Origin of the sequence: Janthinobacterium kumbetense (genome assembly GCF_023703445.1) — a bacterium.
GTDB classification, from domain to species: domain Bacteria; phylum Pseudomonadota; class Gammaproteobacteria; order Burkholderiales; family Burkholderiaceae_D; genus Janthinobacterium; species Janthinobacterium kumbetense.
The window spans coordinates 47,972-74,968 of record NZ_JAMQGR010000014.1; the positions used below are offsets into that span (position 1 = coordinate 47,972).

Below are 26,997 nucleotides of genomic sequence, written 5' to 3' on the forward strand. Positions count from 1 at the left end.
ACGCCAGATGGGCGGGTCACGTGAATTGTTCAGGACAGGTCGATACGGCGTGTGCGGCAGCAGGGGGGAAGGCGGCCCGCGCATATCGTCAGGAGTGCAATACAGGGCAACGAGGTTGAGGTTTCCCGTACTTTTAATTTCCTGACTGCAAGATACAGGGAAAGATTACCAGTAGCAACATCCAGCATGGATTTTCACGATTTGTAACAAGTGGATGATGTTTTTTGCGCAGAACTGGCATTCCGCTGTCGTGCGCGGTCGCGGCGGAATGCCATTTATGTTAAGTAACCCCCAATAAATTATTGTGATTTCTGACCTTCATAACCGGCGCTCTGCGGCGTTACCTACTGCTAGCAGTGCTCGCACTGCGTCGCAGCAGGCGCCTTGCATAGCATCCGGTTCTGTTCGTCATAAATTCACAATAATTTCCTGAGGATTACTTAGTCAACAAGTTAATACATGGTTTCTTCGATCAGCTGGCCATCGTCGCGGAAATACTGGAAGCGGCCCGTTTTCTTGCCCATGTCGTAGGCGCCGATCTGCTTCGGTTTTCCGTTCTGGAAATTCTCGATGTTGACGCCATGCAACACGCCCTGCTGCCAGTTGCGGTGAAATTGCGGCAATTCGCCATCGGGATAAAACAGGGTTTCTGCGCCATCGCGCTCGCCGTCGACAAACGCCCCCTGGTAGCGCCGCTTGCCATCCGGATAAAAACTCTCCATCGGCCCCTCCAGCTTGCCCAGGCGGTAATGTTCGACCAGTTCCAGCTGGCCATTGGCCCCGTATTGTTCCAGCTTGCCTTCCGGTTTGCCATCGAGCATGGTCAGCACTTGCCAGCCGCCGTCCGGCGTCGCCTTCTTCCACGGCCCCTGCTTGACGTCGTCGACATAACGGCCGCCACCGCCAGGTTCCACCCACTGGCCCTGCTTCTTGCCGTTCACATAATTGCCCTGCCATTGCACCACACCATCGATGCGGCGCTCGCTGGGGCCGTCCAGGCGATCTTTCACGAAATGGTCGTAACCGGTGAAGCTGTGCATGTCCGCTTCGCGCCATTCGGCCACGCCAGGACTCACTTCCCAACGGCCCGTGCGCTGGCCCTTGAGCATCTGTCCCGTCGTCGTTTCATCGCCGCTTTCATACGTCCATGGTCCTTCCGCTTTGTCGTCGACAAAGGCGCCAGACGAGCGGATGGTGTTCGGCTCTTCGTAGTGCCATACGCCGGTACGCTTGCCGTGCGCATACTGGCCGCGGGCAAACACGCTGCCGACGCAGCAATTCACGTCATATTCGATAAACAAGCCATCCTGGCTGGCGGCAAAATGCTGCGGCTGCGTTTCCCAGGTGATCCACTTGGCGTGATAACTGGGCGCACGCCCCCCTTGCCAGCCCTTGCCCAGCAAATAGGTGACCGTGAGGAAATGACCATCCTTTTCCTGGAAAGTCTTTTTATAGGCAAACGCGGGCTTATCGGCCGGCTTGCCTGGCAATAACTCGCCATCGATATTGAAATAGCCGACCAGCGTGCCATGGCCATGCTCGATGGCGTCGAACTCGGCCACGCCCGTGGGCGCGTAATCGATGCTGTAGTCGATCAGCTGCAAACGGCCCAGCGCGGCGCGCACCCGCGCTTCATCCATGACCTTGGCGCCGCGCACGAGGGCGTCCAGGGTGGGCTGCAGGGCGGCGACCTTGAACATCTTGCCGCCGCTGGATTCGTAGCGGTAGGCATGCAAACCATACGCCGTGCCACTGCCAGCGCTGCGGCTAAGCACGAACGTCGTTTCGCCTTCGCTGTCGAGGTCGACCTGGAACACGGCCGCGATGCTGGCCTTGCCATACTTGTCCAGATTCATGCGCTTGTCGCTGATGCCACTGCACTGGCAATAGTAGCCGTTGACTTCGCCGTTTTCCCGCAGGAAAGCCAGCACCACGCCGCCGTCGCGGCGCTCGACAACCTTGGCGGTGGCCATGGGGACGCCTTCATAGAAACGCGCCCCCTGCGCCGGCGCCGCATTTCCCAGCGCCAGCAGCGCCGCCATCGTGCTCATCCAAAATGTTTGCCGCATGTCAACTCCACTGCCGAAAAAACGCCATTATGCATGGCCGTTCAGGCAAGACCGGACACGCGAGGACGCTGGCGCCACAGGGGCCGCTGCACCGTCTGCGCCAGCAGCACGCCCAGCAGCGAAATCCCGCCGCCGACCAGGTGGTACACATGCATGCTTTCGTGCAACCAGACGATGGCCAGCAAGGCCGTCAGCAAAGGCAGCAGGTTGACGTAAATGCTGCAGCGGTTCGGCCCCAGCAGTTTTACGCCTTCGATCCACAGGTAGGACAGCACGATGGACGAACCGATGCCCGCATAGCCGATCAGGGGCAAGGTGGTGGCGTCCAGCCTGGCGCTGCCGGGCGGCAACAGCAGGAACAGCGGCAGCATGCAGGCCAGCGCCGCCAGCGCCTGGCAATAAATGGCTTGCCAGGCGGGAATCGATAAACGCCAGCGGCGCAGCAGCACGCCGTACAAAGCGAAGACCAAGCAAGCCAGCAGCATCAGTGCATCGCCCGCATGCACGCCCTGCTGCAGCAAGGCCAGCACGTCGCCGCGCCCCACCAGGTACAGCAAGCCGCCAAACGACAGCACGCCGCCGGCCGCCATGCCCAGCGTCAGGCGTTCGCCCAGCAGCAGCACGCTGAGCAGGGCCGTCATCAAGGGCGCCAGCGCCGTGACGATGGCCATATTCGTCGCCGTCGTCGATTCGGCGGCGCGGTAGGACAGGCTCTGGAACAGGGCCATCGACATCACGCCGCACAGGGCCAGTTGCCACCACTGGCGGCGCAGGGCGGCGCGGTTGCGCCACAGGGGGCGGGCGATAAACGGCGTCATCACCAGCAAGACCAGCACCAGGCGGTAAAAAGTGATGGCCGTGGGGGCGATGCTGGACGCGGCCAGCTTCGAGACGACGACGTTGCCGGCCCACAGCAGCATGGCCAGGAACGGGTACAGATAGGCGCGCACGGGCATGTGTTACTCCGGGAATAGTTGCGGGGGAACCATCATGCCGCAGGCGCGCGGCGCCTTCTCGCGCTAAGATGTCTCTATCTATCGCAAAACTGACCCTCTTTCATGGATTGTTCCTCCGCCGCCTTTCAGGAATTGCTGCCCGTCACGGCGCGCGCCATGGCGCTGGCCGTCGACTATGCGCATGGCCACGTGATTTCCGTGCACCGCCACACGCATGCGCAATTGCTGTACGCCATCGAAGGGGTGATGACCATCGAAGCGCAGGGCGGGCGCTGGGTGGTGCCGCCCACGCGCGGCGTGTGGCTGCAGCCCGGCATCGCGCACCAGGTGCGCATGAGCGGCGCCGTGAAAATGCGCACCGTCTTCATCGATTGCGCCAGCTCGCCATTGCTGCCGCGCCATAGTTGCGTGCTCGACATCAGCCCCCTGCTGCGGCAACTGATCGTGGCGGCCGTCGACATCGCGCCCGATTTCACGGAAGGCAGCCGCGACTGGCATCTGCTGCAATTGCTGTTGCACGAGCTCGACAGCCTGCCCGTGCTGCCCCTGTACCTGCCGCTGCCCATCGATGCGCGCCTGCGCGGCATTTGCGCGCGGCTGATGGAGCAACCGGGCGAACAGCAGACGGTGGCGTACTGGGCGCAGGAATTGGCGATCACCGAGCGCAGCCTGCACCGCTTGTTCCAGAAACAGACGGGCATGCGCTTTGGCCAGTGGCGCCAGCAGGCGCGCTTGCTGCGGGCGCTGGAACAATTGGCGCACGGCAGCAAGGTCATCGACGTGGCCATGGACAATGGCTACACGAGCCAAAGTGCGTTCACCGCCATGTTCAGGAAGCACTTCGGCACCACGCCCACCGCGTTTTACCAGGCAAAAGTCATCGCTGCGTAAAAAAAATGCTGCTATGCATCAATAATCATGGGCGATAGCCGCCGCTCTTGTTATCATCGCAAGCCTTATCGCACCGCGCCCATCCTGGCAGCGGTGTTGACCTCAATCACACCACCATGACACAGAATTTCTTCCAGACTTTTATCCTGCTCTTGCTCGTCACCGATCCGTTCGGCAACGTTTCCCTGTTCGTCAATGCCCTCAAGCGTGTGCCGGTCGAGCGGCGCTGGAAAGTCGTGGTGCGCGAGTGCATGATCGCCTTCGGCATCTTGCTGCTGTTTATGTTCTTCGGCCGCCATTTCCTGAATGCCTTGCAATTGTCGGAAGTGGCTCTGCGCATCGGCGGTGGCGTGATCCTGTTCCTGATCGCCATGCGCATGGTGTTTCCGCAGCCCAACGCCGGCAATAGCGACCACGAGATGGGCGGCGAACCGTTCATCGTGCCGCTGGCCATCCCCGCGCTGGCCGGCCCGTCGGCCCTGGCGACCGTCTTGCTGTTTTCCTCGCATGAAATGAACGACGTCATCGCCCACGTGGCGGGCTTGACGGCCGTGGCCGCCGTCTGGCTGGCCGTCTTCCTGTGCGCGGAACGCTTGCAACGGGCGCTCGGTCCAAGGGTCATGACGGCGTTCGAGCGCCTGATGGGCTTGATCCTGACGGCGATGGCCATTGAAATGTTGCTCGCCGGCATACGGGCGTTCCTGAAATCCGTTTAACATAGTCATTCATCCACTGAAGGAGTCCAGCATGAGCCGTTGCGCCCACCTTTGTCTGATGGCCGATTACAACCAGTGGATGAATGCCAAGGTCTACGCGGCGGCGGCCAGCCTGCCGCCCGAAGAGATCAGCCGCGAACGGGGCGCCTTCTTCGGCTCCCTGCTGGCCACCCTGAACCACGTGATGGTGGGCGACACCCTGTGGCTGCAGCGCTATGCGAAGCACCCGGCCGGTTTCCCCCTGCTCGACCCCATCCGCGCCATCACGCCGCCCGCGTCGCTCACGCACCCGCTGTTCGCAGCCGAAGATTTTGCCGCCATGCACGCGCACCGGCAATGGCTGGACCGGCTCATCGTCGACTGGGCCGCCTCCATCCGGGAAGAAGACCTGGACCACTTGCTCGATTATCGCAACAGCAAGGGGCCGAACCGGCGCGAATTTTTCAGCCTGCTCATGCATTTCTTCAATCACCAGACCCATCACCGGGGCCAGGCCAGCACCCTGCTGTCGCAGGCGGGCGTGGACATCGGCGACACGGATCTACTGTTTCGCATCCCCAACCATATTCAAGACTGACGATGGGCGGTAGCGCCACGCCTTGAGCAAGATCAAGCCCAGCGCCAGCGCACCGAACAGCCCGCCGCAAGCCATCGCCCCCTGCATACCGTAGCGGGCGATGGCCACGCCGCCCGCCAGCGCGCCCATCGTCACGCCCAGGTTGATGGCGGCGATATACACGCCGATGGCAAACGCGGGCGCCTCGCGCGCTTCGCTGCTGAGCCACACTTGCGTGACGATCAGTCCGCTCGTGTGCGCCGCGCCCCAGAACAGCAGCAAGACGGCCAGCAGCGCCCAGCCGAGACCAGCTCCCGCATGGCGGTACAGCAGCCAGTACGCCAGCCCCAGCAGCAGTGGCTGCAGCACGACCGTGCGCAGCACATGCGTGCCCAGCTGGCGCCCCGCGAACAGATTGCCCGCCACGCCGCCCACGCCAAACACCACCAGCGCCAGCCCCGTCTGGCGCGCCGACAAGCCCGCCACCTGCTGCAGGTAAGCGGCCGCATACGCATACACGGCAAACATGGCGGCAAACACCAGCACGGCGGCGGCAATGGTGAACCACAGGGCGGGTTTGCGCAGCACGGCCAGCTGGCGGCCATACGCCATCGGCGCCTCGCGCGGCGTGTCCGGCAAGAACAAGAACAGCCCCAGCGCGGCCAGCGCGTTGACGAAGGCGCAGGCAAGGAACGATGCCTCATAGCCATACTGCGCGGCGATCCAGGTGGTGAGCGGGATGCCCAGCACCATGCCCATGCTGGTGCCCGTGAACGCATGCGCGCCGGCCCGCGCCGCATCGCGTGGCGGATACAGGGCGGCAGCCGCCACCATGGCCAGCGAGAAATACACGGGATGGAACAGGGCCGGCACGATGCGCAGCGCCAGCAACAGTTCGAAGCGGGGCGCATAGGCCGAGGCCACGCTGGCCAGCGCGAACACGAGCAGGGAAACGATCAGGACGTTCTTGCGGCGCCAGCGCGTGGCCAGCAGCACGAGGAAGGGACCGCCCACGGCGATCACCAGGGCGAACAGGCTCACCAGCGAGCCCGCCTGCGCGGCCGTCACGGCATAGCGCCGCATGATCATCGGCAAGATACCGACCACGCCAAACTCGATGCAATACACGCCGAACAAGCCCAACGCGAGGAAGACGATGGGATGCGGGCGGGTCATTGCCCCTGCTCCACGCCATACACTGCCTGGCACAGCTCCGTCACGAACGGCCCCGCCATGCCCTCCAATGCCGTATTCGTGAACGCCACCACGGACAATTCTTGCGCAGGGTCAACAAACCACGAATGGCCATACGTGCCGCCCATGCGCCAGCTGCCAGCCGACTCGGGCGTGGCGGCCAGTTGCGGGTCCGTCAGCACGGTAAAACCCAGGCCGAAGCCGCGGCCGGGCCAGAACGGCAAGTCGAAATCCCCCGTCTGGCTTTCGCCCAGCTGGCGCACCAAGTCGGGTGGCAACAGCGGCGCGCCGCCCAGCCGCAAGGTTTCCAGCAAACGCATGAAGTCGGGGGCGGAACCGACCATGCCGGCGCCGCCGGACGGGTAGGCGTGCGCATCGCGGGCGCGCGCCGGCGACAAGGTAAAACCTGCCATGCCATCGAGAAACGGCAGATGGTCTTCCCCCGCGTCCAGCAAACGGCGCGGCCGGGATTCTCCCGCTGCGCGGTCCGCATAGGCGACGGCCAGGCGCGCCGGATCCATCGCCAGGAAACCCGTGTCGCGCATGGCCAGCGGCGCCGTCACCAGATATTCCACGGCGTGCGCCAGCGGCAAGCCCGTCACCGCTTCGATCACGGCGCCCAGCACGTCGGTGGCGATCGAATACCCCCAGCGCTCGCCCGGCGCATACGCGAGCGGCACGGTGGCCAGGCGGCGCAGGTTGCCCTCCAGGGAAATACGGGACGCATCCATGCCGTCCGACACCCCGGCCTGCGCATACTCGCCGCCCGGCGGCTGGAAGAAACCGTAGTCGAGGCCAGCCATGTGCGTGAGCAAGTGCCGCACGGTCATCGCCGCCACGGCGCCGTCCGGCTGGCACGGCGCAAAATACGGCAGCCAGCGCGCCACCAGGTCGTCCAGCCCCAGGCGCTGCTGCCCCACCAGCGCCAGCGCGGCCGTCGAGACGATGGGTTTGCTGACGGACGCCAGGCGGAAGATGGCGTCCTCAACCATGGGCGTGCCCGCCTCGCGGTCCAGGTGGCCGGCCGCGCGGCGATACACGTCCTGGCCACGGTGGCGCACGAGCACCACGGCGCCCGCCAGGCGCTGCTGCTGCAAAACAAGGTTCAACAAGGCATCGATGCGGCCGGACATGGCCGCGGGAGAGAAGTTGTACATCATGGCTGAGCCTTTCAAATGATCAGGCTGCCAAGGTAAGCCAGGCGCGATCAAAGAAAAACAGGCTATAGTTTCTGTCTGTGCGGACGTTGGCATCCGCAATCAACGGTGATGAAACGGACACGACATGGATAACCTGGCGGGATTCACGGCCTTCGTGCAGGCGGCCGAAACGCGCAGTTTCGTGGCGGCGGGCCGGGTGCTGGGCATTTCCGCCTCGGCCGTAGGGAAAAGCATCGCGCGGCTGGAACAGCGCCTGGACGTGCGCCTGTTTCACCGCAGCACGCGCAGCATCGCGCTGACGAGCGAAGGCACGGTGTTTCTCGAACGCTGCCGGCGCATCCTGGGCGAGATCGAGGCGGCCGAGCTGGAGTTGTCGAACAGCAAGAGCGCGCCGCAAGGCCGGCTGCGCGTCAGCCTGCCGCAAGTGGGCAGCCTGCTCAATCCCGTGCTGGCGGCCTTTGCGCGCGTCTATCCGCTGGTGGAACTCGACCTCGATTTCAGCGACCGCCGGGTCGACGTCATCGAGGAAGGCTACGACGCCGTCGTGCGCGCGGGCGAAAGCGCCGACAGCCGTTTGATGAGCCGCCAGCTGGGCCAGTTCCAGCTGCAGCTGGTGGCCGCGCCCGCCTATCTGGCGCAGCACGGCACGCCGGAGCTGCCCGCCGACCTGGCGCAGCACACTTGTTTGCTGTACAAGTTTCCCAGCAGCGGCAAGGTCGAGGCCTGGCCTTTGGCCGAATGGCCCGCCTTGCACGCGGCGGGCTTGCCGGCGCTACTGAACTGCAACAATGTCGAAACCCTGCTGCACTTTGCCGAAAGCGGCCTGGGCATCGCCGCCCTGCCCGACTTTGCCGTGCGCGCGGCGCTCGCTAGCGGCCGCTTGCAGCCGGTGCTGGACGCGCACCGCCGGCACGACGGGACCTTTCGCATCCTGTGGCCCAGCAGCCGCCACCTGACGCCGAAACTGCGCGCCTTCATCGACTTCCTGGCCACGCACGTGTTTCCGGAAAGCTAAGTCCGCGTCCGGCGCCGCGCTCGTTGTTTCCACACGACAACTTATTTAATTTGCTACCAATTTTTAAACTTTTCGGGGACTTGATACAAGTTTTTGTATTGCAGTGCGGAATTTTGAGGAACAATTACAGGCTGGTCGCCCTTACGTATAAACCCGTAGCCCTGGCCTGTCGACGTTTTCCTTCACTTCCGCAACACGAAAGCAATCATGTCACTCACACAATTCAAAATCGGCACCCGGCTCGGGATCGGGTTTGCTGTCGTCCTCGGCCTGCTGGTGGCCGTCTTGCTCGTCGGCCTGTATTCCATGGGGCAACTGAGCGCGCGCACGCACGACATCGTGGCCGACAAGAACGTCAAGATGGCGGCCGCCAATACCATGAGCGACAATGTGCGCAACATTACCTTGGCGATCACGAGCATTGTGGTGGCGCCGACGGAAGCGCTGGTACAGGCGGAACTGGCGAAGATCGGCGAAGCGCGCAAGAAATACGGCGCCGCCAAGGAAACCTTGCAAAAGAAGATTTCGACGGACAAGGAAACGGCGCTGATGGCCGAACTGGACGCGGCCCTGAAATCGGGTGCGCCGCTGAATAACAAGGTCATCGAGCTGCGCAATGCGGGCCAGACGGAAGAAGCGATCGCCTTTTTGACGCAGCAGGCGGCACCGAGCCTGAAGATCGTGCTGGGCGCGCTCGACAGCCTGGTCGCGTATGAAGCGCAGCAGGCGGCGCAGGCGGCGACGGACGCCGAAACGCTGAGCACGAGCGCGCGCGCTTCCATGATAGCCCTGGGCAGCGTGGCCGTGCTGCTGGGCGCCTTCGTTGCCTGGATCATCACGCGCTCGATCACCCAGCCCATCAATGCGGCCGTCAGCGTGGCAGAAACCGTGGCCTCGGGCGACCTGTCGTCGCACATCGTCGTCAATTCCAGCGATGAAACGGGCCGCCTGCTGGGCGCCCTGAAAGCCATGAACACGAGCTTGCTGGGCGTGGTGGCGCAAGTGCGCCACGGCACGGAGGCGATTTCCACGGCGTCGAGCGAAATTGCCGCCGGCAACCTCGACCTGTCGTCACGCACGGAAGAGCAAGCCAGTTCGCTGGAAGAAACGGCGTCGGCCATGGAAGAGCTGACCTCGACCGTGAAACAGAACGCGGACAATGCGCGCCAGGCGAACCAGCTGGCGAAAAGCGCATCGGAAGTGGCCGTGCGCGGCGGCAGCATCGTTTCGCAAGTGGTCGACACCATGGGCACCATCAATGCATCGTCGCGCAAGATCGTCGACATCATCGGCGTCATCGACGGCATCGCCTTCCAGACCAACATCCTGGCCTTAAACGCGGCCGTGGAAGCGGCGCGCGCGGGCGAACAGGGACGCGGCTTCGCCGTCGTGGCCACGGAAGTGCGCAACCTGGCCCACCGTTCGGCCTCGGCCGCCAAGGAAATCAAGGAATTGATCGCCGCGTCCGTCGCCAACGTGGACACGGGTTCGCGCCTCGTCAATGAAGCAGGCCAGACCATGGGCGACATCGTCGACAGCATCGTGCGCGTCACCGACATCATGGGCGAAATCACTTCCGCCACGCACGAGCAGACCATCGGCATCGAACAGATCAACATGGCCATTGCCCAGATGGATGAAGTGACGCAGCAAAACGCGGCCCTGGTGGAAGAAGCGGCCGCCGCTTCGCAAAGCATGCAGGAACAGGCGGGCGAGCTGGCGCACGTCGTGGGCTTCTTTAAAACCGGCAACCATGTCGCCAGCGCACCCAGGCTGACGCCGGTGCGCGCCACGCCGGCAGCGCCAGCCATTGCACGCCCCGCGGCCCGGCCCGCGCCCGCGCGCAAGGCCGTGGCGGCCGCGCCGGCACGCCGCAGCAATGCCGGCGCCGAGAGCGAATGGGAAGAGTTTTAACCAATAGCAACATCCTCACCACGGGAAAGCCAGGCAGGAAGTTGCTGCCTGGCTTTTTTTCGTCCGCAATCATCACTTTTTTTGCGGCAAAGCCCGCGCAATAGACAAAAGTGCAAAACGTGCACCGCGCATACGCTTTACAATCCTCGCTCGCTTTACAAAATATTGGTCATCATGAATCAGGCAGAACAGCAGCGCCTCCTGGCTATCCTGGAGTATTGGCACAAGATCGAATTCTTTATCCCGTTTGACCTGAATCAAATCACGGACGTTGAAGACCCGTCCACCATGCGCCTCCTGCAGCGCGAACAGCTGGCGCAATTGCCGCCGCAGTTCGCCACGCAATGGCAAGTGCCGTCCGACCGCGAGATCGACGGCTTCAGCCTGTTCCTCGGCGTGTTCGACAAGGCCGAAATCAACAAGGCTTGTCCGCCGGCCAACGGCCCGGAAAACATGGCCGAAACAGAAAAAACAGAACTGCTGGGACGCTCGTGCTTTGCCCGCCTGAACCTCAATGCGCTGGGCGAGCCGCAGTTCGATCCCGTGTCCGTGTCGACCTTGCCGTGGGCCCTGGGCCGCGCCCGCACGCCGGACTGGTCCGGCCTGAGCCTGGACGCCTTCAGCGACAGCCAGCTGGCGCTGCAAGACAGCCTGCGCAACTTCGCGGCAAGCCGCGCGCCGCAGCCCGTGACGGACGAGGCGGGCAATGTCTCGTCGCCCCTGTCCGGCATGGAAATCGCGGCCCTGGCCGACCTGCTGATGGACTGGGCCGGTTTCCGCCCGTCCGCCGGCCAGCCGCTGGCCGTGCTGGAATTGCGCACGCGCAAGAAACGCGTGGCCGCGACGGACGCCGATACGCTGGAGGCCAGCCAGAACCGCACCTTGGACTTCGGCGACGCGGTGGAACCCTCGATCGATATCCTCAACAGTTTTTACCTGGACGACCTGGAACAAATCATCCGCGCCTTGCGTGGCGGCAAGCTGCCCGCGACGGTCGCCGCCTATTTGACGCCGCTGGCACAGGATGAACGCATCGACCTGTACAGCCCGGCCGGACGCCAGGCGCTGGCCGCCATGCTCAATCCGGCCAACATGAACCGCGGGCACTGGCTGGAAGACGCCAGCTACGCCATGAGCCTGATGCAGCAGTTCGCCATCCATGGCGCGCGCACGGGCTTGCACGAGCGGGGCATCTTTTCCGTCAACGGCCCGCCGGGCACGGGCAAGACGACCTTGTTGCGTGAATTGTTCGCCGACAACATCGTGCGCCGCGCCGCCGTGCTGTCTTGCCTGGACCGCGCCGGCGACGCCTTCATCGGCAAGGTAGCCGTCGCCTTCGAAGGCGTGCGCGACCCCATCACGATAGCCCGCTTGCGCCCGGAACTGACGGGCTTTGAAATGGTCGTCGCCTCGTCGAACAATGCGGCCGTGGAAAACATTTCCGGCGATTTACCTAAACCCAAGCAGCTGGGCAAGGAATGGGCGCGCACGCGCTATTTCGAAAGCGTGGCGCGCCGGGTCGTGGCGGACGGCAATGGCGCCAACCGCGCCCTGGGCGAGGCGGAAGCGCCCTGGGGTTTGATGTCCTGTGCGCTGGGCAACAACGCGAACCGCCGCCGCTTCGTCAGCAATTTCTATGACGACGACTGGGACAAGACCACGGCGCGCAAGACGCCGAACGCGCAGAATATCCGCCAGTGGCTGGCCAGCTACCAGGGCGTGAGCTTCGCCCAGGCCGCGCGCGAATTTCGCGAGACGGAACACGTGGTGGAAAAGGCCCTGGCCGAGCACGCCCAATACGCGGCCCTGTGGCAAGCCGTGGGCACCTGCACGGAAGCCGATTTCATCGAGGCCAGCCAGCACGCGCTGATTGCCGCGGAACAAGAAATGGATGCGGCCAACGGCGCCCTGTCCGGCGCGCTGGCGCAGCAGGATACCTTGCTCGCCAGCAAGAAGGATTTGCTGGAAGAGGAACGCCTGGTGGCGCTGACGCAGCCCGGCTTCTTTGCCCGATTGTTCCGCACGGCCCCGGCGCGTGCATACAAGGATGCCGTCGTGGCCAATGCCGAAGCGCAACGCCAGGCCGCGCGCGACGTGTCCGCCATCAAGCTGCTGCTGAAGGGCGAACTGGAGCCGCGCTGCGAGCGCGCCCGCAACAGCTTGCACATCGCCCTGCGCACGGCGCAGTCGCGCCAGCGCGAATGGGATGACAGCACGGAACTGCTGCGCCGCGCGCGCATGCGTTTCCCCACCATCATCGCGCCGGCCACCTTGGACGAGCTGGACGGCGACGCCCTGCAAATTGGCGGCCTGTGGCATGAACCGGCGCTGGCCCGCCTGCGCTCGCGCCTGTTCGCCAAGGCCCTGGCCCTGCATGAAGCGTGGCTGGCCGAGGTGGCGAAGAAGGGCGGACCCGGCTTCGGCGGCAACTTGCTGGCCGTCTCCAAATTGCTGAAAAACAAGCGCGCCTACGACCAGTCGCATATCGCCATGGTGTGGCACAGCCTGTTCATGGTGGTGCCCGTCGTGTCGACCACGTTTGCCTCGTTCGCGCGCCAGTTCCAGGGCATGGGTCCCGAATCGCTGGGCTGGCTGTTCATCGATGAAGCGGGCCAGGCCGTGCCGCAAGCGGCGCTGGGCAGCCTGTGGCGCGCCAAGCGCGCCGTCGTCGTGGGCGACCCGCTGCAGATCGAACCCGTGTTCACGGTGCCGGGCCGCCTCGTGCAAACGTTATCCGCCCTGTCGCCGCACACGCGCGATGGCAGCTATGCGCCAACGTCCGTGTCCGTGCAGACCCTGGCCGACAAGGCCAACCGCTATGGCGCCGTCGTCGGCGCCGGCAGCGCACAGCCGCTGTGGATAGGCAGCCCCCTGCGCGTGCACCGCCGCTGCGTGGAACCGATGTTTTCGCTGGCCAACAGCATCGCCTACGAAGACAAGATGGTCTACGGGCTGGCCGAGCGCACGCCGCCTGCCGGCGCACGGGGCCTGACGCGTGGCCCGAGCCGCTGGATCGACGCCGTCGGCCCCGTCAACTACAAGCAGGTGGTACCCGTACAGCTCGATTTCGTGCTGGAAGTGCTGTTGAAGCTGTATCGCCGCGACGGCAAGCTGCCGGACATGTATGTGATCACGCCGTTCAAGGCCGTGCGCAACGAATTGCGTTCGCGCATCGTCGACATGGACTGGGACCGCCGCCTCGGCTATGGCAAGGCGCCGACGGCGCGCGAATTGCGCCAGTGGAGCAGCCAGATGGTGGGCACCGTGCACACATTCCAGGGCAAGGAACAAAGCGTGGTGATGCTGGTCCTCGGCGCCGACGACAGCACGGCCGGCGCCGCCCAATGGGCGGCGGCCACGCCGAACCTGCTCAACGTGGCCCTGACGCGCGCGCAACACCATGTGTACATCGTCGGCAACCCGCTGCTGTGGGGGCAGTTGCCGCACTTTGCGCCGGCGTGTGCGCAATTGCCGCATACGGGCATGCATGAGTTTTTGGTGGAAATGGGGTAAAACACCTGAGCAAACCTGCTGCGCATCGCGATTTGCCGCCACCGATGCTCACTGCCTCGGGGGAGCCGAACCTCTCTTGTGCTCGCTACGGTTTTATCAGGCGTTCTCAACGGGGAAAACAAGGGTAAACGTCGTGGCGGCCGCGTCGGACGCCACGCTCGCGCTGCCGCCATGCAACTGCATGATGGCCGTGACGATGGCCAATCCTAAGCCTGTGGAAGCGGCCGAATCGCTGCGGGCCGGGTCGGCGCGGTAAAAGCGCTCGAACAGGTGCGGCAGGTGGCGCGCGGGGATGGCGGGACCGAGGTTGCTCACGCTCAATTCCACACCCTCGTTCGTCGCGTGCGAACGCAGCAGTATCGTGCTGCCGGGCGCCGCATGGCGGATGGCGTTCGACAGCAAATTGCCCAACGCGCGGCGCAGCAGTTGCGGCTCGGCCGTCACCGCGCCGCTGCCGTGGCAAGCCAGCGCCAGCTCGCGCTCTTCGGCCAAGCCTTCAAAGAAATCAGCCAGCCTTAAAAACTCGTCCTGCACGGGCAAGACTTGCTTGACGAGCACCATTTCATCCTGCTGCGCCCGCGCCAGGAACAGCATGCTGTCGATCATGCGCGACAGCCGCTCCAGCTCTTCCACATTCGACGACACCAGCTGTTCATACTCGTGCGCACTGCGGGGGCGGGCCAGCATCACCTGGCTTTGCCCCAGCAGATTGGTGACGGGCGTGCGGAATTCATGCGCGAGATCGGCGGAAAACTGCGACAGCTGCGCATAGCCTTCCTGCAGCCGCGCCAGCATGGCGTTCAGCGCCTGGATCAAGGGCAAGAGCTCCGTCGGCGCCCCGCGCGCATCGAGTTGCTGCTCCAGCTTGCCCGGCCGCACAAGAGCCGCATGCGCGGCGATATTGCGCAGCGGCCGCAATCCCCGCAACAACATCACGCTAGCCAGCAAGGCCGCCACCAGCGCGCTGACGGCCACCGATACGACGATCTGCCAGCGGTAGGCGGCAAACATGGCCGTGCGGTCGCCATAGACCCGGGCGACGGAAATGTCGGCCATCTGCGCGGGATCGCCGATGCGCGCGCTGGCCGCCACGACCCTGGCCGGATAACCGTCGCGGCTGATCCAGCTGACGATGTCGCCGGCCGTCACGGGCACATCGACGGCCACGGGAACAGCATGCGCCACCGTCTCGCCGTGCGGGTTGACATCGATCAAACGCGTGCCATCGGCGCGCACGATGCGCACCAGGGAATTCTCTTGCCCGCTCATGGTGTCGCGGAAATACTGGGGCCGCTCGCGGATGATATCGAGGGTGCCCGCATTGCCCAGCAATTGCTGGATTTGCCGCAGCTTTCCCAATAATAAAATATCGTCGCGGCGCTCGATTTCCGCCACAAATGAACGGTACAGATGCATGCCCAGCCCGGCCGACACGAGCGCCACGATCAGCACGAACACGAGCGTGACGCGCAGGGTCAGCGAGCGGCGCAGTTGCGAGAATTTCATGCGCCGGCGCCGTTGTCGGATACGGTCGGCGCGCGCAATTCGCAGACATAGCCCATGCCCCGCAAGGTGTGGATCAGCTTGGGTTCGAACGGATCGTCGAGCTTGCTGCGCAGGCGGCGGATGGCCGCGTCGATGACGTTGGTGTCGCTCTCGAAATTGATGTCCCACACTTGCGAGGCGATGATGGAGCGCGACAGCACTTCGCCCTGGCGCCGCGCCAGCAGGTGCAGCAAACCGAATTCCTTGGCCGTCAGGGTGATGCGCTGGCCTTGTCGGCTGACCTTGCGTTTCATCACATCGATTTCCATGTCGCCGATGCGGATGACGTCGTCTTCACGGGGCGGCCCGCGCCGCAACAGGGTGCGGATGCGCGCCACCAGTTCAGCAAAGGCAAACGGTTTCACCAGGTAATCGTCGGCGCCCAGTTCCAGCCCTTTCACGCGGTCCTGCACCTCGTCGCGCGCCGTGAGGAAAATCACGGGCACGTCGGCGCCGCCCTCCTGCAGCCGCAGCGCGCGCAAGACTTGCCAGCCATCCATGATGGGCAGCATGACGTCGAGCACGATCAGATCGGGCGCCTCGCTGCCGGCCATGTGCAGGCCGTCGCGGCCGTTGCGCGCCAGGCTCACCGTAAAGCCGGACTCGGCCAGGCCGCGCAGCAGGTAGTCGCCCGTCTTCGGTTCGTCTTCAATGACCAGGATGCGCATGGCGGCTTTCTAATGGGAATATGAAACCATTTTACGCCGCACGCACGCCGCCGCGGATGATAAAAATGTCATGCGGCGATCATCTTCGCGTAGGGCAAGCCTGGCCATACTGGCGCCATCTTGTTTCCCGGACGCCACATGAAAACCCTTATTTTTGGCAGTACTCTGCTGTGCCTGCTGGCCAGTCCCGCCTACGCGCAATTGCGCAATATCAATGACCTGGCGCTGGCGGCGGCCAACAAGCTGGCCAGCGCGGCCGTGGCCGCGTGCCAGGCGCAGGGCCGGCACATCGTCGTCACCATACTGGACCATGGCGGCAATGTCGTCGCCGTGCAGCGCGCCGATGGCGTCGGTCCCCACAACACGGAAGCCAGCCGGCGCAAGGCGTACACGGCCTTGTCCACCAAAAGCGATACCTATGCGCTGGCCGCGGCGGCCCGCAACAATCCGGACATGAGCAATTTGACCACCGTGCCGGAACTGTTGCTGCTGGGCGGCGGCTTGCCGTTGAGGGCACAGGGGCAAGTGGTTGGCGCCATCGGCGTCGCCGGTGGCGGTGGCGCCCTGCAAGACCGTGCCTGCGCCCAGGCGGCGCTGGCCGCCCTCCCCGAACTCGATTCCACCCCACCTTGAAAGCAACAACGATGACTTGTCTGAAAAAAATCACCGCCGCCCTGACCTTCGCCAGCCTGTCCAGCACGGCCCTGGCCGCCGCCAATCCCTTGAGCGTGCACATCCTCGACTTGCAAAGCGGCCAGCCGACGGCGGGCGTGACGGTGACCCTGGAGCACAAGAAGGGAGATGACTGGAAGCAATTGAGCAGCGCCGTGACGAATGCGCAGGGGCGCATCGCGGCCATGTATCCGGCCAATACGCCCCTGCAGGCGGGCGATTACCGCATCGTGTTTAAGACAGGCGAGCACTATGCGCGCCTGAAACAGGAAACTTTTTTCCCGGAAATCCCCGTGCAATTTCACGTGGAAAAGACCGACCAGCACTATCACATTCCCTTGCTGCTCAGTCCTTTCGGTTTTTCCACTTACCGAGGAAACTGACCATCGATCACGCCACCGTCTTCGCCGTCTGTCCGAACAGCACGCTTTTCGCGTCGCCGCTGACGGTGGGCTGCACATTGATTTCGGCCGCCCGCGCATAAGCGCGCACGGTGGCGGGACGGGCGGCGATGGCCGCGAACCAGCGCGCCAGGTGCGGGAAATCTTCCAGCTTCTGGCGCTGGCGGGCGTGCGGCACGATCCACGGGTAGATCGCCATGTCGGCGATGGAATAGTTGTCGCCGGCCACGAATGCACGGTCCGCCAGGCGCTTGTTCAGCACGCCGTACAGCCGGTTCGTTTCATTCACGTAGCGCGTGATGGCGTACTCGATGGGTTCCGGCGCATATTGCACGAAATGGTGGTTTTGCCCAGCCATGGGGCCAAGGCCGCCCATTTGCCAGAACAGCCACTGCATGACTTCGGCGCGTCCCCGCACGTCGTCCGGCAGGAATTGCCCGCTTTTCTCGGCCAGGTATTGCAAAATGGCGCCCGACTCGAACAGGGACAGCGGTGCGCCGCCATCTGCCGGCGCCTGGTCGACGATGGCGGGGATGCGGTTGTTCGGCGCGATGGCGAGAAACTCGGGCTGGAACTGTTCGCCCTTGCCGATATGCACGGGAATAATGTTGTAGGGGATGCCCGCTTCTTCCAGGAACATCGTCACTTTGTGCCCGTTGGGCGTGGTCCAGTAATACAGGTCGATCATCGTGGTCTTTCCAGGTAGATAAGTAGGGCAGGCGGCCTCCGCATCACTATTGTCGCGCCGCAACTGATATGCATGGATATAATGCCACGTAAGCGAAAAACAAGACGGCGCCCAAGCGAGGCAAGCGCCCACTCGCGCCGTCACGCAGGCATCCCGACATTCCAGAGCACAAACAAAGAAAGCCGACCATGCGCAAACTCCTGATCGTCACGCTGTCCGTCCTGCTGTCAGGCTGTGTCCAGGACTTCGCCATCTACATGTTCGATGGGCAAGACCATTCCCTGACCGTGCGCCGCCAGCAACGTTATTTTTGGCAAGATACCGTGGAAGTGCAGCTGATGGCGACCAATTTGCCGCAATGCCAGCGCCTGCATACCCTGTCGACGGATGCGCCGGCCGACATCACCGTCGAGCTGTTTGCGGCCGGCGACGGCATATGGAATATCCGCATGGGCAAGCAGCTGTGGCAGGCGGAAACGAATACCTGCAATGAGCTGACGGAAATGGAAAACGACCCGAAAGCCGACCTGGGCCAGCCGATCGGGCAATTCGTAGTCGTCGATGACAAGCTGGAATTCGAACCGGCGCCGCAAGCGGCGGCGCCAGCCCAGTAAGTCCTGAACGAAACCCCTAGCGCGCTGCCAGGCTGCGCAGCGGCTTTTTCGCCACGACGCGTGGCGCGCCAGCCGAGCTTGCCGCCAGGCGCGGCGCCGTCCCCGATTCCTGCGCCGACAGCTTGAAGCGCGCCACCAGTTGCGCCAGCACGGCCGCCTGGTCTTGCATGCTCGACGCCGCTGCCGCCGCCTCTTCCACCAGTGCCGCATTTTGCTGCGTCACGCTATCCATCTCCGTGATCGCCTGGTTGACGTGGCCGATGCCCGTGCTTTGCTCGTGCGAGGCGGCCGTGATGTCGGCCATGATGTCGGTCACGCGCGAAACGGAAGCGACCACCTGATCCATGGTCGTGCCCGCCTGCGCGACGAGCGTGCTGCCGGCCGCGATGCTGTCGACGGAAGCGCCGATCAATTCCTTGATTTCCTTCGCCGCGCCGGCCGAGCGTTGCGCCAGATTGCGCACTTCCGACGCCACCACGGCAAAGCCGCGTCCCTGCTCGCCCGCGCGCGCCGCTTCCACGGCCGCGTTCAGGGCCAGGATATTCGTCTGGAAGGCGATGCCGTCGATGACGCCGATGATGTCGACGATCTTGCGCGACGAAGCGTTGATGGTGTCCATGGTGCCGATCACTTGCGCCACCACGGCGCCGCCCTGGCGCGCCACGGCGGAAGCGGACTGCGCCAATTCATTTGCCTGCACGGCGTTGCCCGCGTTTTGCGTCACGGTCGACGTCAATTCCTCCATCGAGGCGGCCGTTTCTTCCAGCGAACTGGCTTGCATTTCCGTGCGCGCCGACAAGTCCATATTGCCGCTGGCAATCTCGCTCGATGCCGTGGCAATCGTCTCGGCGCTGTGGCGGATTTCGCTGATCGCATCGACCAGGTTGGTCTGCATGGTTTTCATCGCGTACAGCACGCTGTGGCGGTCATTGGCATGCGTGCGCACGACGCCGCTCAAATCGTTATTCGCGATCTTTTCCGCCACGTCGGCCGCATACTCGGGATCGCCGCCCAGCGCATGGCGCAGGCTGCGGTTGATCACCACGACGACGGCCGCCAGCAAGCCGCATACCAGTACCAGCACGCCCAGCGAGGTGAGCAGCGACTGGCGGAAGGCCGCATCGATATCATCCATGTACACGCCCACCACCAGGGTCCAGGCCCATGGCTTGTAAGCCACCACGCGGCTCATCTTCGGTTCGGGGGTTTTCTGGCCGGGACGGGGGAAATAGTAATGGACGAAGCCCTTGCCCGCATCGCTCTTGCCGACGGTAACGATGTCGCGGTACAGATAAGTACCGTTGGCATCTTTAAAATCCGACATGTTCTTGCCGTTCGTTTGCGGCGCGGCGGGATTCATCACGACGACGGCATCGAGGTTGATAATGGACAAATAACCGGTCTCGCCGAAACGCATGCTCTTGATGACGGCCGTGGCCTGCTTCTGCGCTTCTTCCTTCGTCAGGGCACCGCTGGCGGCCAGGTCGCCGAACATCTTGACGGCGCCCAGGCCCAGGTCGGCGGCATTGCTCAGGTCGGCGCTGCGCTCTTCGATGCGGATCTTGCGCACTTCCAGGGCGTTATAGACAAAAATAACGGTGATGCACAACAGGCTGCAAATCAGGGGAATCCATAACTTTTGCTGGAACGTCAATTTCTTCATGCTGTGTCTCCAACTATCTATTTGCGGCAAAGGGGCGTGGCCCGCTTCCAGCTCGGCTGGCCAGGAATGCGGCGGCGACGGTGCTCTGGCGGCACCGTTCAGACTGCTTCAGCATACGCTCGAACGACCGATATTTACAATGCCGGGAAGCAATGAATTTTGCCCAGTGTTGTTAATGCGTTGCGACAATTGATGAGAATTGATGGTGCGTTGCAATAAAATTGGGGCCAGCGGCCGCCGTTCTTTTGCGCTACAGTCACTCCCATTCCCCACCGCGCAAGGAGTTCCATGTCCACCACCATGAGTTGGCAAGGCTTTGCCATCCTGTCGGCCGTGTTCGCGGCCCTGACGGCCATCCTGGGCAAGCTGGGCGTGGCCCACCTGAACAGCAACATGGCCACCTTGATACGCACGGGCGTCATCCTGCTGGTGACGGCGGCCATCATCTCGCTGCGCGCGGAGTGGCAGCGCCCCGCCGGCGGCAACTGGGTGGGCTGGACTTGCCTGATCGCCTCGGGCGTGGCCACGGGCTTGTCGTGGCTATGCTATTTCCGCGCGCTGCAGTTGGGGCCCGTCTCGCTGGTGGCGCCCGTCGACAAGCTCAGCGTGGCGCTGGTGATGCTGGCCGGCTGGCTGGTGCTGGGCGAACCGTTCACGCTGAAAGGGGCCCTCGGTGGCGGCTTGATCGTGCTCGGCTCGCTGATTTTGCTGCTGTGACGCATTCCACGGCACGCGGCGGCGCGCCTGTGTCAGAATGCACGCCGCATAGATCGAATCACGAAAGAACAGCATGACCAAGAATGAAGCCATGAAACGCATCAACGACCGCCTGGGCAAACCCACCCTGACGGACAAGAACACGCACTTTGCCAGCGTCGCCAGCTATGGCACGGACGAAGGCTGGTGGCTGAAGATCCCCTTCCTGACGTTCAAGCAGGAATTGCACTTCATCCTCAACAATGAAAAAACGAAAAGCTTCCAGCACCTGAAGATCGGTGCCAACCAGATCCTCAGCCCCGGCATGAAGTTCCGCAGCACGGGCGGCGCGGCCGACGCCTTCATGTCGGCCTCGGCGCCGAAACGCCTGATCGACTTGCTCGACGGCGGCAGCAAGTACAACTTCACCAAGCATTTTATTAATGACTACCGCTACTGATGCGCAGCCGTGCTGCCGCCGCCCGGCGGCAGTTGCGGCGGCAGCCACACCCTGAGCAAATGCTGGGCGATGTCGAGCGCGTCGTCGCGGCTGGTGCCGAAATGCAGGGGATAGCCCCAGAACTTGCCAAATAAGACGGCAAAAGCCTTGCCGGCCAGGCGCTTGGCGGCGCTCGGTTCGATCAGCACCATGCCCTGGATATACGCGCGGATGGCGGCCTTGTTCTGCTTCATCCACAGCGATGCGCGCTTGCGCTCCGCCTGCGGGTGTTCATGCCCGTCTTCATCAAAACCTTCTTCGCTGAGGATGACAAACGCCTGCCGGCGCGCCAGCAGCGCGTCGAACTGGGCAAACAGCACATCGGCCTGGGTATCTGCCGCGCCGTCGCGGCGCATCCAGACGAGGGGGAATGTGGAAAAATCGAGTTGCATGGGATGACTCCTTCAAGGGGGTTGCCGTTCCTCCTCACCTTCATCAGAACACTGGCGGCGGCGGTTGCCGTGGAAGCGGGGCTGCGGATGCCCATACGATAGCGTTGGCAGTGCTGCGCGTCATTGCATAAAATAGCCACAATATTATTCAATCCAGCCAAAGTCTTCCCATGCCCCATCCCCTTTTGCCCAGCATGCTGACGGCCCGCCTGGGCCTGGACGACGACGCCTCCATCCTCGATTTCGATGTCGATGGCGTGCTGCGTCCCTTGCTGGCCGTGGGCCTGGCCAGCGTGCCCGAGGATGCGGAACAGGCGCCGCACCAGCACCGCAAGGGGCAGTTGCTGTATGCCACGCGGGGCGTGATTCATTGCGAGGTGGAAAGCGGCGTGTGGATCGTGCCGCCCCAGTGCGCCGTGTGGATACCGGGCGGCCTGATGCACGCGGCGCAGGGCGTGGGCGAGGCGCAATGTTATTGCCTGTTTGTCGAGCCAGGCATGGCGCCGGCCTTGCCCGCCGTCTGCTGCACCGTGGCCGTCTCGCCATTGCTGCGCGAACTGATCGCCAAGGCGGCCGGTTTTCCCACCCTGGCCGCGCTGCAGGGCGCGCAGGAACGCCTGGTGCTCACCCTGCTCGATGAACTGGCGGCCGCGCCCGTGGAAGACTTGCATTTGCCGATGCCGCGCGATGCGCGGCTGCGCCGCCTGGCCGCCCTGCTGCTGGCGCACCCTGCGGATAAACGCACGCTGGCCGAGTGGGCCAGCCGCATCGGCATGAGCGAGCGCAGCATGACCCGGCAATCCCTGGAGGAAATGGGCATGAGCGTGGGCCGCTGGCGCCGGCAATTGCACGTCATCCTGGCCTTGCAACGGCTGGCGCAAGGGCGCAGCGTGAAAGCGGTGGCGCTGGAACTCGGCTATGAAAATACCAGCGGTTTTGTCACCATGTTCCGCAAGGCGGTGGGCAAGCCGCCGGCCCGCTACCTGGCGGAACGGGAATCCAGGAGAATATAAAGAAGCATAAAAAAAGGCGGCATGTGCCGCCTTCGTCCTGCATCATCGCTTAAATCATCACACTTCGCGCGCCAGCGCCAGGAACTCCGTGCGCAGCGCCAGGTTCGGCTGCATCTCGCCCAGCATGGCCGAGGTGATGGTTTCTTCGCCCGGCGTGCGGATGCCGCGGCTTTCCATGCACAGGTGGCGGCAGCGTACGACCACGCCCACCGATTTCGGTTCCAGCACTTCCATCAAGGCATTGGCGATCTGCATCGTCATGCGTTCCTGCACTTGCAGACGCTTGGAGAAGCAATCGACGAGGCGCGTCAGTTTCGACAGGCCGACGATCTTGCCGTTAGGCACATAACCGATGGTGGCCTTGCCGAAGAACGGCGCCAGATGGTGTTCGCAATGGCTGTAGACGGGGATGCCGCGCACGACGATCAGCTCGTTGTACTGTTCCGCGCCATCTTCAAAGGCTTTCAACAAATCGACCGGGTCCTGGCCATAGCCAGAGGTCCAATGTTTCCAGGCTTTTGCCACGCGCGCCGGCGTTTCCAGCAAGCCAGGACGCTGCGGATCTTCACCAAAGCTGCTGATGAGCCGGCGCCAGTCGTTTTCGGAGAATTCTTGAGACATGCTAAACCACCCTAAAATTTGCAATTGCCGCCAGTATATAGAAAATGCGGCAAGCTGCCTGAGCAGCCCCCGCTTTACGGCACTGCCGGCGGGCGGTGCGCCTGCACCAGCAGCGCGGAAATCGACACGCTGGAACTCGCTTCCGGCCAGGCATCGCCGGGGCCGAACCAGCGCGCCTCGGCGATCTCGTTCTCGTCGAGGCGGATCTCGCCATCGAGGTAATCGGCCGTAAACGCGATCATCAGCGAATGGGGAAACGGCCAGGATTGGCTCATGAAGTACTGCAGGTTATGCACGCGCAAGCCCACCTCTTCCATCACTTCCCGGTGCACGGCTTCCTCGATCGATTCGCCCGCCTCCAGGAAACCGGCCAGGGGACTGAAGCGCTGCGATGGCGAATGCTTGTGCATGGCCAGCAGCACTTGCTCGCCCTTGCGGATGAGTACCATCATGGCGGGCGAAATGCGCGGATACGCGAGCATGCCGCAGGCGGCGCAGGTAAAACAGCGTTCGCCGCGCGTGCGCTGCATGGGCGTGGCGCACACGCCGCAATGACGGTGCGTGCGCGCCCACTCGGCCAGCTGCGCGGCGCGGCTGGCCAGGCCCAGGAAAGCATCGTCGACGGCATGGAACAGCGAGCGCATGCCGTGCCAGACCAGGGGGCCGGCGGCGGGCAAGGCCTCGTCATCCGTCCAGACTGTCTGGCAATAGCGGCCCTGCCACAAGCCCACGGGCTGGGCGCGGCTCAGGTCGATATCGAGCGCGGCCGCCTCGGCGGCAGTGGGCAGGGTCAGCTCGGGCGTGCGCAACAATAAACGCCCGCGGTGAAAGACGAATGTGAGCGTGTCGGCTGCCGCCGGGGCCGGTTCGGGAACATCGATCAGGGGGACGAAGGCATCGGGTGTCTGCAGCATGCTTGGCGGAAATTTGTAAAGGTTGCTCATCATACTCCCGCTGCCGGACGCCTGCGCGCGTAGCAGCGGTCATGCAGCAAAGCAAGCATTCATGGGCCATGACAGTGTTTTTTTTACGGCACACCCAATCCGTTGCGTAAACGAGACTGATAACGATTCTCATTTACGAATTAGCGCCCAATAATTACAATGTCTGCCTACCCGTCCATCGCCAGCCACTTGCCCGCTTGCCACAGCACAGCGTCGCGCAGCCAGCCAGGAACCACTACCTGACCTTATCGAGAGAGCAAGATGGCAATCAAGAGCCGCAAACACGTCCAATCCCGTTTCAACCAGCACATCGGCGCCGCCCTGGCCGTGATGCTGCTGCCCGTTGCCGCCCAGGCCGCCGATCCGGCCGGTCAGAGCGCGCCCGCATCGCAGCAAACCCTGAACGAAGTCAAGGTCATTGGTTCCAAGGAAAATGATTTCAAGGCCGAAAAAGCCTCGTCGCCGAAATACACGGAAGAGCTGGTCAACACGCCGCAAACCATCGTCGTGATCAAGAAGGAATTGATCGAACAGCAAGGCGCGCTGACCCTGACGGACGCGCTGCGCAACACGCCGGGCGTGGGCACTTTCTTCCTCGGTGAAAACGGCAACACGAACACGGGCGACGCCGTCTACATGCGCGGTTTCGATTCGTCGGGCAGCATCTATGTCGATGGCGTGCGCGACGTGGGTTCCATCTCGCGCGACGTCTTCAACATCGAACAGATCGACGTCTTGAAGGGCCCGGCGGGCACCGACAGCGGCCGCGGTTCGCCGACCGGCTCGATCAATCTGGTCAGCAAGACGGCCACCATGGAAAACAAATTCAATTCGCTGCTGACGGCGGGCAGCGGCAAGCAGAAACGCGCCACGGCCGACTGGAACCGCATCCTCGACAGCGATACGGGCACGGCCTTGCGCCTGAACCTGATGACGCAGGACAGCGGCAACCCGGCACGCGATGAAGTCAAGAACAAGCGCTGGGCCTTCGCGCCCACCGTCACCTTCGGCATCGGCAAGCCGACGCGCATCACGGCCAGCTACCTGCACGTGGATCAAAACAACGTGCCCGACGGCGGCGTGCCGACCATCGGCTTGCCCGGCTACTCGACACCGGACGTTCCAACGAAGGATCAACCGGTCATCCGCAGCTTCCTGAACAGCGCCGCCAGGGTCGATCCGAAGAATTTCTACGGTTCTACCTCGGACTACGACAAGATCAAGGCCGACATGGGCACCTTGCGCATCGACCATGATTTCTCGCCCAACGTGCAGATCCAGAACACCACGCGCTACGGCAAGACCCAGCAGGACTACCTGCTGACGGCCTTCATGGGCAGCATGGGCAACCTGAAGACACCGGTCACCACCGATCCGTCGACCTGGACGCTGGAGCGCTCGCTGCGCACCGTGAAGGACCAGGAAAACACGATCCTGACCAACCAGACCGTGGTCAGCGCGCAATTTGACACGGGCGTGCTGAAGCACTCCGTGGTGGCCGGCGCCGAGTTCACCAGCGAAAAACAGACCAACTACAGCTATGTGCCCGCCAGCCTGGGCACCTTGCCGGCAGCGAACCTGTACCACCCGAACCCGCGCGACACCGTCACCGGCCACAACCCCGTGCGCAGCGGCGCCTTCACCGAAGGCGAAGTCAACACGCAAAGCCTGTATGTGTTCGACACCATCAAGTTCGGCGACAAGTGGCTGTTCAACGGCGGCGTGCGTTTCGACCATTTCAACACCACGTATGACGCCGTCGCCCTGCAAGCGGCCGTGGCCAAGGACCAGGTGCAAAAACTGCCGGTCGGTACGCCAATTCCCACCCACCTGACCCTGGGCGACACCTTGGCCAACGGCAAGATCTCGGCCATGTACAAGCCGACGCCGGACAGCAGCGTGTACGCCTTGCTGGCCACGTCGAAAGCACCGCCAGGCACCAATTTTGCCCTGAGCACCGCCGCCAGCAGCGCGCAAAACCTGAACTATGACCCACAGGAAACCATCACCAAGGAAATCGGCACCAAGTGGGACTTTCTGAAGCAAAAACTGTCGCTCTCGGCCGCCGTCTACCAGACCACCGTCAAGAATGAAGTGGAGCAAGATCCTGTCATCTCGACCATTTATTACCAGACCGGCAAGAAACGCGTGCAGGGCCTGGAACTGGGCGTGGTGGGCGAGATCATGCCGAACTGGCTGGTCAGCGCCGGCTATACCCGCATGAATACCAAGGTCGAGTCGAACAAGGTCTTCACGGCCAGCGGCGACAAGAGCCTCACCTACACGCCAAAACAGGCGTTCACCAGCTGGACTTCGTACACCCTGCCGTTTGGCCTGAAGATCGGCGGCGGCGCGCGTTACGTGGGTGAAATGCTGCGCGGCACCGACGGCGCCGTCGGCACGCCGGCCCGCGTGGATGCCTACTGGGTCTTCGACGCCATGGCAACCTATACCGTCAACAAGAACCTCGACGTGCAGTTGAACGCCTACAACCTGGCCGACAAGACCTATGTGGCGGCCATCAACAAATCCGGCTTCCGCTACACCCCGGGCCAGCCACGTTCGTTCAGCCTGACGGCGAATATCAAGTTCTAACG

24 protein-coding genes are annotated in these 26,997 nt (G+C 63.4%); 13 read left to right on the forward strand and 11 right to left on the reverse strand.

Annotation, left to right across the window (positions count from 1 at the left end):
- Positions 1–452 precede the first annotated feature (452 nt).
- Positions 453–2,069 (reverse strand): toxin-antitoxin system YwqK family antitoxin, encoded by a 1,617-nt coding sequence (locus NCG91_RS25165; RefSeq protein WP_251351666.1) that lies wholly within the window; start codon positions 2,067–2,069, stop codon positions 453–455.
- Between the two features lie 41 nt (positions 2,070–2,110).
- Positions 2,111–3,025: a DMT family transporter gene (locus NCG91_RS25170; RefSeq protein WP_251351667.1), complete on the reverse strand. Its 915-nt coding sequence runs from the start codon at positions 3,023–3,025 to the stop codon at positions 2,111–2,113.
- A gap of 102 nt (positions 3,026–3,127) precedes the next feature.
- Here NCG91_RS25170 and NCG91_RS25175 point away from each other — a divergent pair, with 102 nt between their 5' ends.
- The 3 genes from NCG91_RS25175 to NCG91_RS25185 all read left to right on the forward strand — a co-directional run bounded on the left by NCG91_RS25175 (position 3,128) and on the right by NCG91_RS25185 (position 5,209).
- Entirely contained in the window at positions 3,128–3,916 is a 789-nt protein-coding gene (locus tag NCG91_RS25175) for an AraC family transcriptional regulator (RefSeq protein WP_251351668.1), read from the forward strand.
- Positions 3,917–4,032: 116 nt separating this feature from the next.
- Positions 4,033–4,632, forward strand: coding sequence for a MarC family protein (locus tag NCG91_RS25180; protein ID WP_077398149.1), 600 nt, complete (start codon positions 4,033–4,035; stop codon positions 4,630–4,632).
- 31 nt (positions 4,633–4,663) lie between these two features.
- Positions 4,664–5,209 carry a DinB family protein gene (locus NCG91_RS25185; RefSeq protein ID WP_251351669.1) on the forward strand — a complete coding sequence of 182 codons (546 nt, stop codon included), beginning with the start codon at positions 4,664–4,666 and terminating at the stop codon, positions 5,207–5,209.
- Here NCG91_RS25185 and NCG91_RS25190 read toward each other — a convergent pair.
- Together NCG91_RS25190 and NCG91_RS25195 are read right to left on the reverse strand one after the other, a co-directional pair.
- The gene (locus tag NCG91_RS25190; RefSeq protein ID WP_251351670.1) at positions 5,174–6,364 is read right to left on the reverse strand and encodes an MFS transporter; all 1,191 of its coding nucleotides are present in this window, start codon (positions 6,362–6,364) and stop codon (positions 5,174–5,176) included. The two genes, NCG91_RS25185 and NCG91_RS25190, sit on opposite strands and share 36 nt — an antisense overlap.
- On the reverse strand, positions 6,361–7,542 hold the full coding sequence (locus tag NCG91_RS25195; protein WP_251351671.1) for a serine hydrolase domain-containing protein: 1,182 nt from the start codon (positions 7,540–7,542) through the stop codon (positions 6,361–6,363). Before NCG91_RS25195 ends, NCG91_RS25190 begins: the two co-directional genes overlap by 4 nt.
- A 124-nt stretch (positions 7,543–7,666) precedes the next feature.
- Here NCG91_RS25195 and NCG91_RS25200 point away from each other — a divergent pair, with 124 nt between their 5' ends.
- From NCG91_RS25200 to NCG91_RS25210, 3 genes are all read left to right on the forward strand, one after another.
- Complete coding sequence (locus NCG91_RS25200; protein ID WP_251351672.1) at positions 7,667–8,557, forward strand: LysR family transcriptional regulator; 891 nt, start codon at positions 7,667–7,669, stop codon at positions 8,555–8,557.
- 207 nt (positions 8,558–8,764) lie between these two features.
- Positions 8,765–10,471 (forward strand): methyl-accepting chemotaxis protein, encoded by a 1,707-nt coding sequence (locus tag NCG91_RS25205; RefSeq protein ID WP_251351673.1) that lies wholly within the window; start codon positions 8,765–8,767, stop codon positions 10,469–10,471.
- A gap of 174 nt (positions 10,472–10,645) precedes the next feature.
- Entirely contained in the window at positions 10,646–13,984 is a 3,339-nt protein-coding gene (locus NCG91_RS25210) for a DEAD/DEAH box helicase (RefSeq protein ID WP_251351674.1), read from the forward strand.
- Positions 13,985–14,080: 96 nt separating this feature from the next.
- Here the strand turns inward: NCG91_RS25210 and NCG91_RS25215 are convergent, their stop codons facing one another.
- On the reverse strand, positions 14,081–15,490 hold the full coding sequence (locus tag NCG91_RS25215) for a heavy metal sensor histidine kinase (RefSeq protein ID WP_251351675.1): 1,410 nt from the start codon (positions 15,488–15,490) through the stop codon (positions 14,081–14,083).
- Positions 15,487–16,197: a heavy metal response regulator transcription factor gene (locus NCG91_RS25220; RefSeq protein ID WP_251351676.1), complete on the reverse strand. Its 711-nt coding sequence runs from the start codon at positions 16,195–16,197 to the stop codon at positions 15,487–15,489. The genes NCG91_RS25215 and NCG91_RS25220 overlap by 4 nt, the downstream gene beginning before the upstream one ends.
- 138 nt (positions 16,198–16,335) lie before the next feature.
- On the opposite strand from NCG91_RS25220, the gene NCG91_RS25225 reads away from it, so the two are divergent.
- Together NCG91_RS25225 and uraH are read left to right on the forward strand one after the other, a co-directional pair.
- Entirely contained in the window at positions 16,336–16,830 is a 495-nt protein-coding gene (locus NCG91_RS25225; RefSeq protein WP_251351677.1) for a GlcG/HbpS family heme-binding protein, read from the forward strand.
- Between the two features lie 11 nt (positions 16,831–16,841).
- The gene (gene uraH / locus NCG91_RS25230; protein ID WP_251351678.1) at positions 16,842–17,252 is read left to right on the forward strand and encodes a hydroxyisourate hydrolase; all 411 of its coding nucleotides are present in this window, start codon (positions 16,842–16,844) and stop codon (positions 17,250–17,252) included.
- A 7-nt stretch (positions 17,253–17,259) separates the two neighbouring features.
- On the opposite strand, the gene NCG91_RS25235 is transcribed toward uraH, so the two are convergent.
- Entirely contained in the window at positions 17,260–17,958 is a 699-nt protein-coding gene (locus tag NCG91_RS25235; RefSeq protein ID WP_251351679.1) for a glutathione binding-like protein, read from the reverse strand.
- 188 nt (positions 17,959–18,146) lie between these two features.
- Here NCG91_RS25235 and NCG91_RS25240 point away from each other — a divergent pair, with 188 nt between their 5' ends.
- Positions 18,147–18,572, forward strand: a complete 426-nt coding sequence (locus tag NCG91_RS25240) for a hypothetical protein (RefSeq protein ID WP_251351680.1) — start codon at positions 18,147–18,149, stop codon at positions 18,570–18,572.
- Between the two features lie 16 nt (positions 18,573–18,588).
- On the opposite strand, the gene NCG91_RS25245 is transcribed toward NCG91_RS25240, so the two are convergent.
- Positions 18,589–20,235 (reverse strand): methyl-accepting chemotaxis protein, encoded by a 1,647-nt coding sequence (locus NCG91_RS25245; protein WP_251351681.1) that lies wholly within the window; start codon positions 20,233–20,235, stop codon positions 18,589–18,591.
- 288 nt (positions 20,236–20,523) lie between these two features.
- Here NCG91_RS25245 and NCG91_RS25250 point away from each other — a divergent pair, with 288 nt between their 5' ends.
- Entirely contained in the window at positions 20,524–20,952 is a 429-nt protein-coding gene (locus NCG91_RS25250; protein ID WP_218965295.1) for an EamA family transporter, read from the forward strand.
- A gap of 73 nt (positions 20,953–21,025) precedes the next feature.
- The gene (locus NCG91_RS25255) at positions 21,026–21,391 is read left to right on the forward strand and encodes a hypothetical protein (protein WP_251351682.1); all 366 of its coding nucleotides are present in this window, start codon (positions 21,026–21,028) and stop codon (positions 21,389–21,391) included.
- Here NCG91_RS25255 and NCG91_RS25260 read toward each other — a convergent pair.
- Positions 21,385–21,822 carry a hypothetical protein gene (locus NCG91_RS25260; protein ID WP_251351683.1) on the reverse strand — a complete coding sequence of 146 codons (438 nt, stop codon included), beginning with the start codon at positions 21,820–21,822 and terminating at the stop codon, positions 21,385–21,387. The genes NCG91_RS25255 and NCG91_RS25260 overlap by 7 nt on opposite strands.
- A 194-nt stretch (positions 21,823–22,016) precedes the next feature.
- On the opposite strand from NCG91_RS25260, the gene NCG91_RS25265 reads away from it, so the two are divergent.
- Positions 22,017–22,835: an AraC family transcriptional regulator gene (locus NCG91_RS25265; protein ID WP_435526521.1), complete on the forward strand. Its 819-nt coding sequence runs from the start codon at positions 22,017–22,019 to the stop codon at positions 22,833–22,835.
- Positions 22,836–22,892: 57 nt separating this feature from the next.
- Here NCG91_RS25265 and folE read toward each other — a convergent pair whose 3' ends face one another.
- Entirely contained in the window at positions 22,893–23,456 is a 564-nt protein-coding gene (folE, locus tag NCG91_RS25270) for a GTP cyclohydrolase I FolE (RefSeq protein WP_099666133.1), read from the reverse strand.
- 74 nt (positions 23,457–23,530) lie between these two features.
- Positions 23,531–24,370 carry an NAD(+) diphosphatase gene (nudC, locus tag NCG91_RS25275; protein WP_251351705.1) on the reverse strand — a complete coding sequence of 280 codons (840 nt, stop codon included), beginning with the start codon at positions 24,368–24,370 and terminating at the stop codon, positions 23,531–23,533.
- Between the two features lie 291 nt (positions 24,371–24,661).
- Between nudC and NCG91_RS25280 the strand changes: the two genes are divergently transcribed.
- Positions 24,662–26,995: a catecholate siderophore receptor Fiu gene (locus tag NCG91_RS25280; RefSeq protein WP_251351685.1), complete on the forward strand. Its 2,334-nt coding sequence runs from the start codon at positions 24,662–24,664 to the stop codon at positions 26,993–26,995.
- The last annotated feature ends 2 nt before the right edge of the window (positions 26,996–26,997 follow it).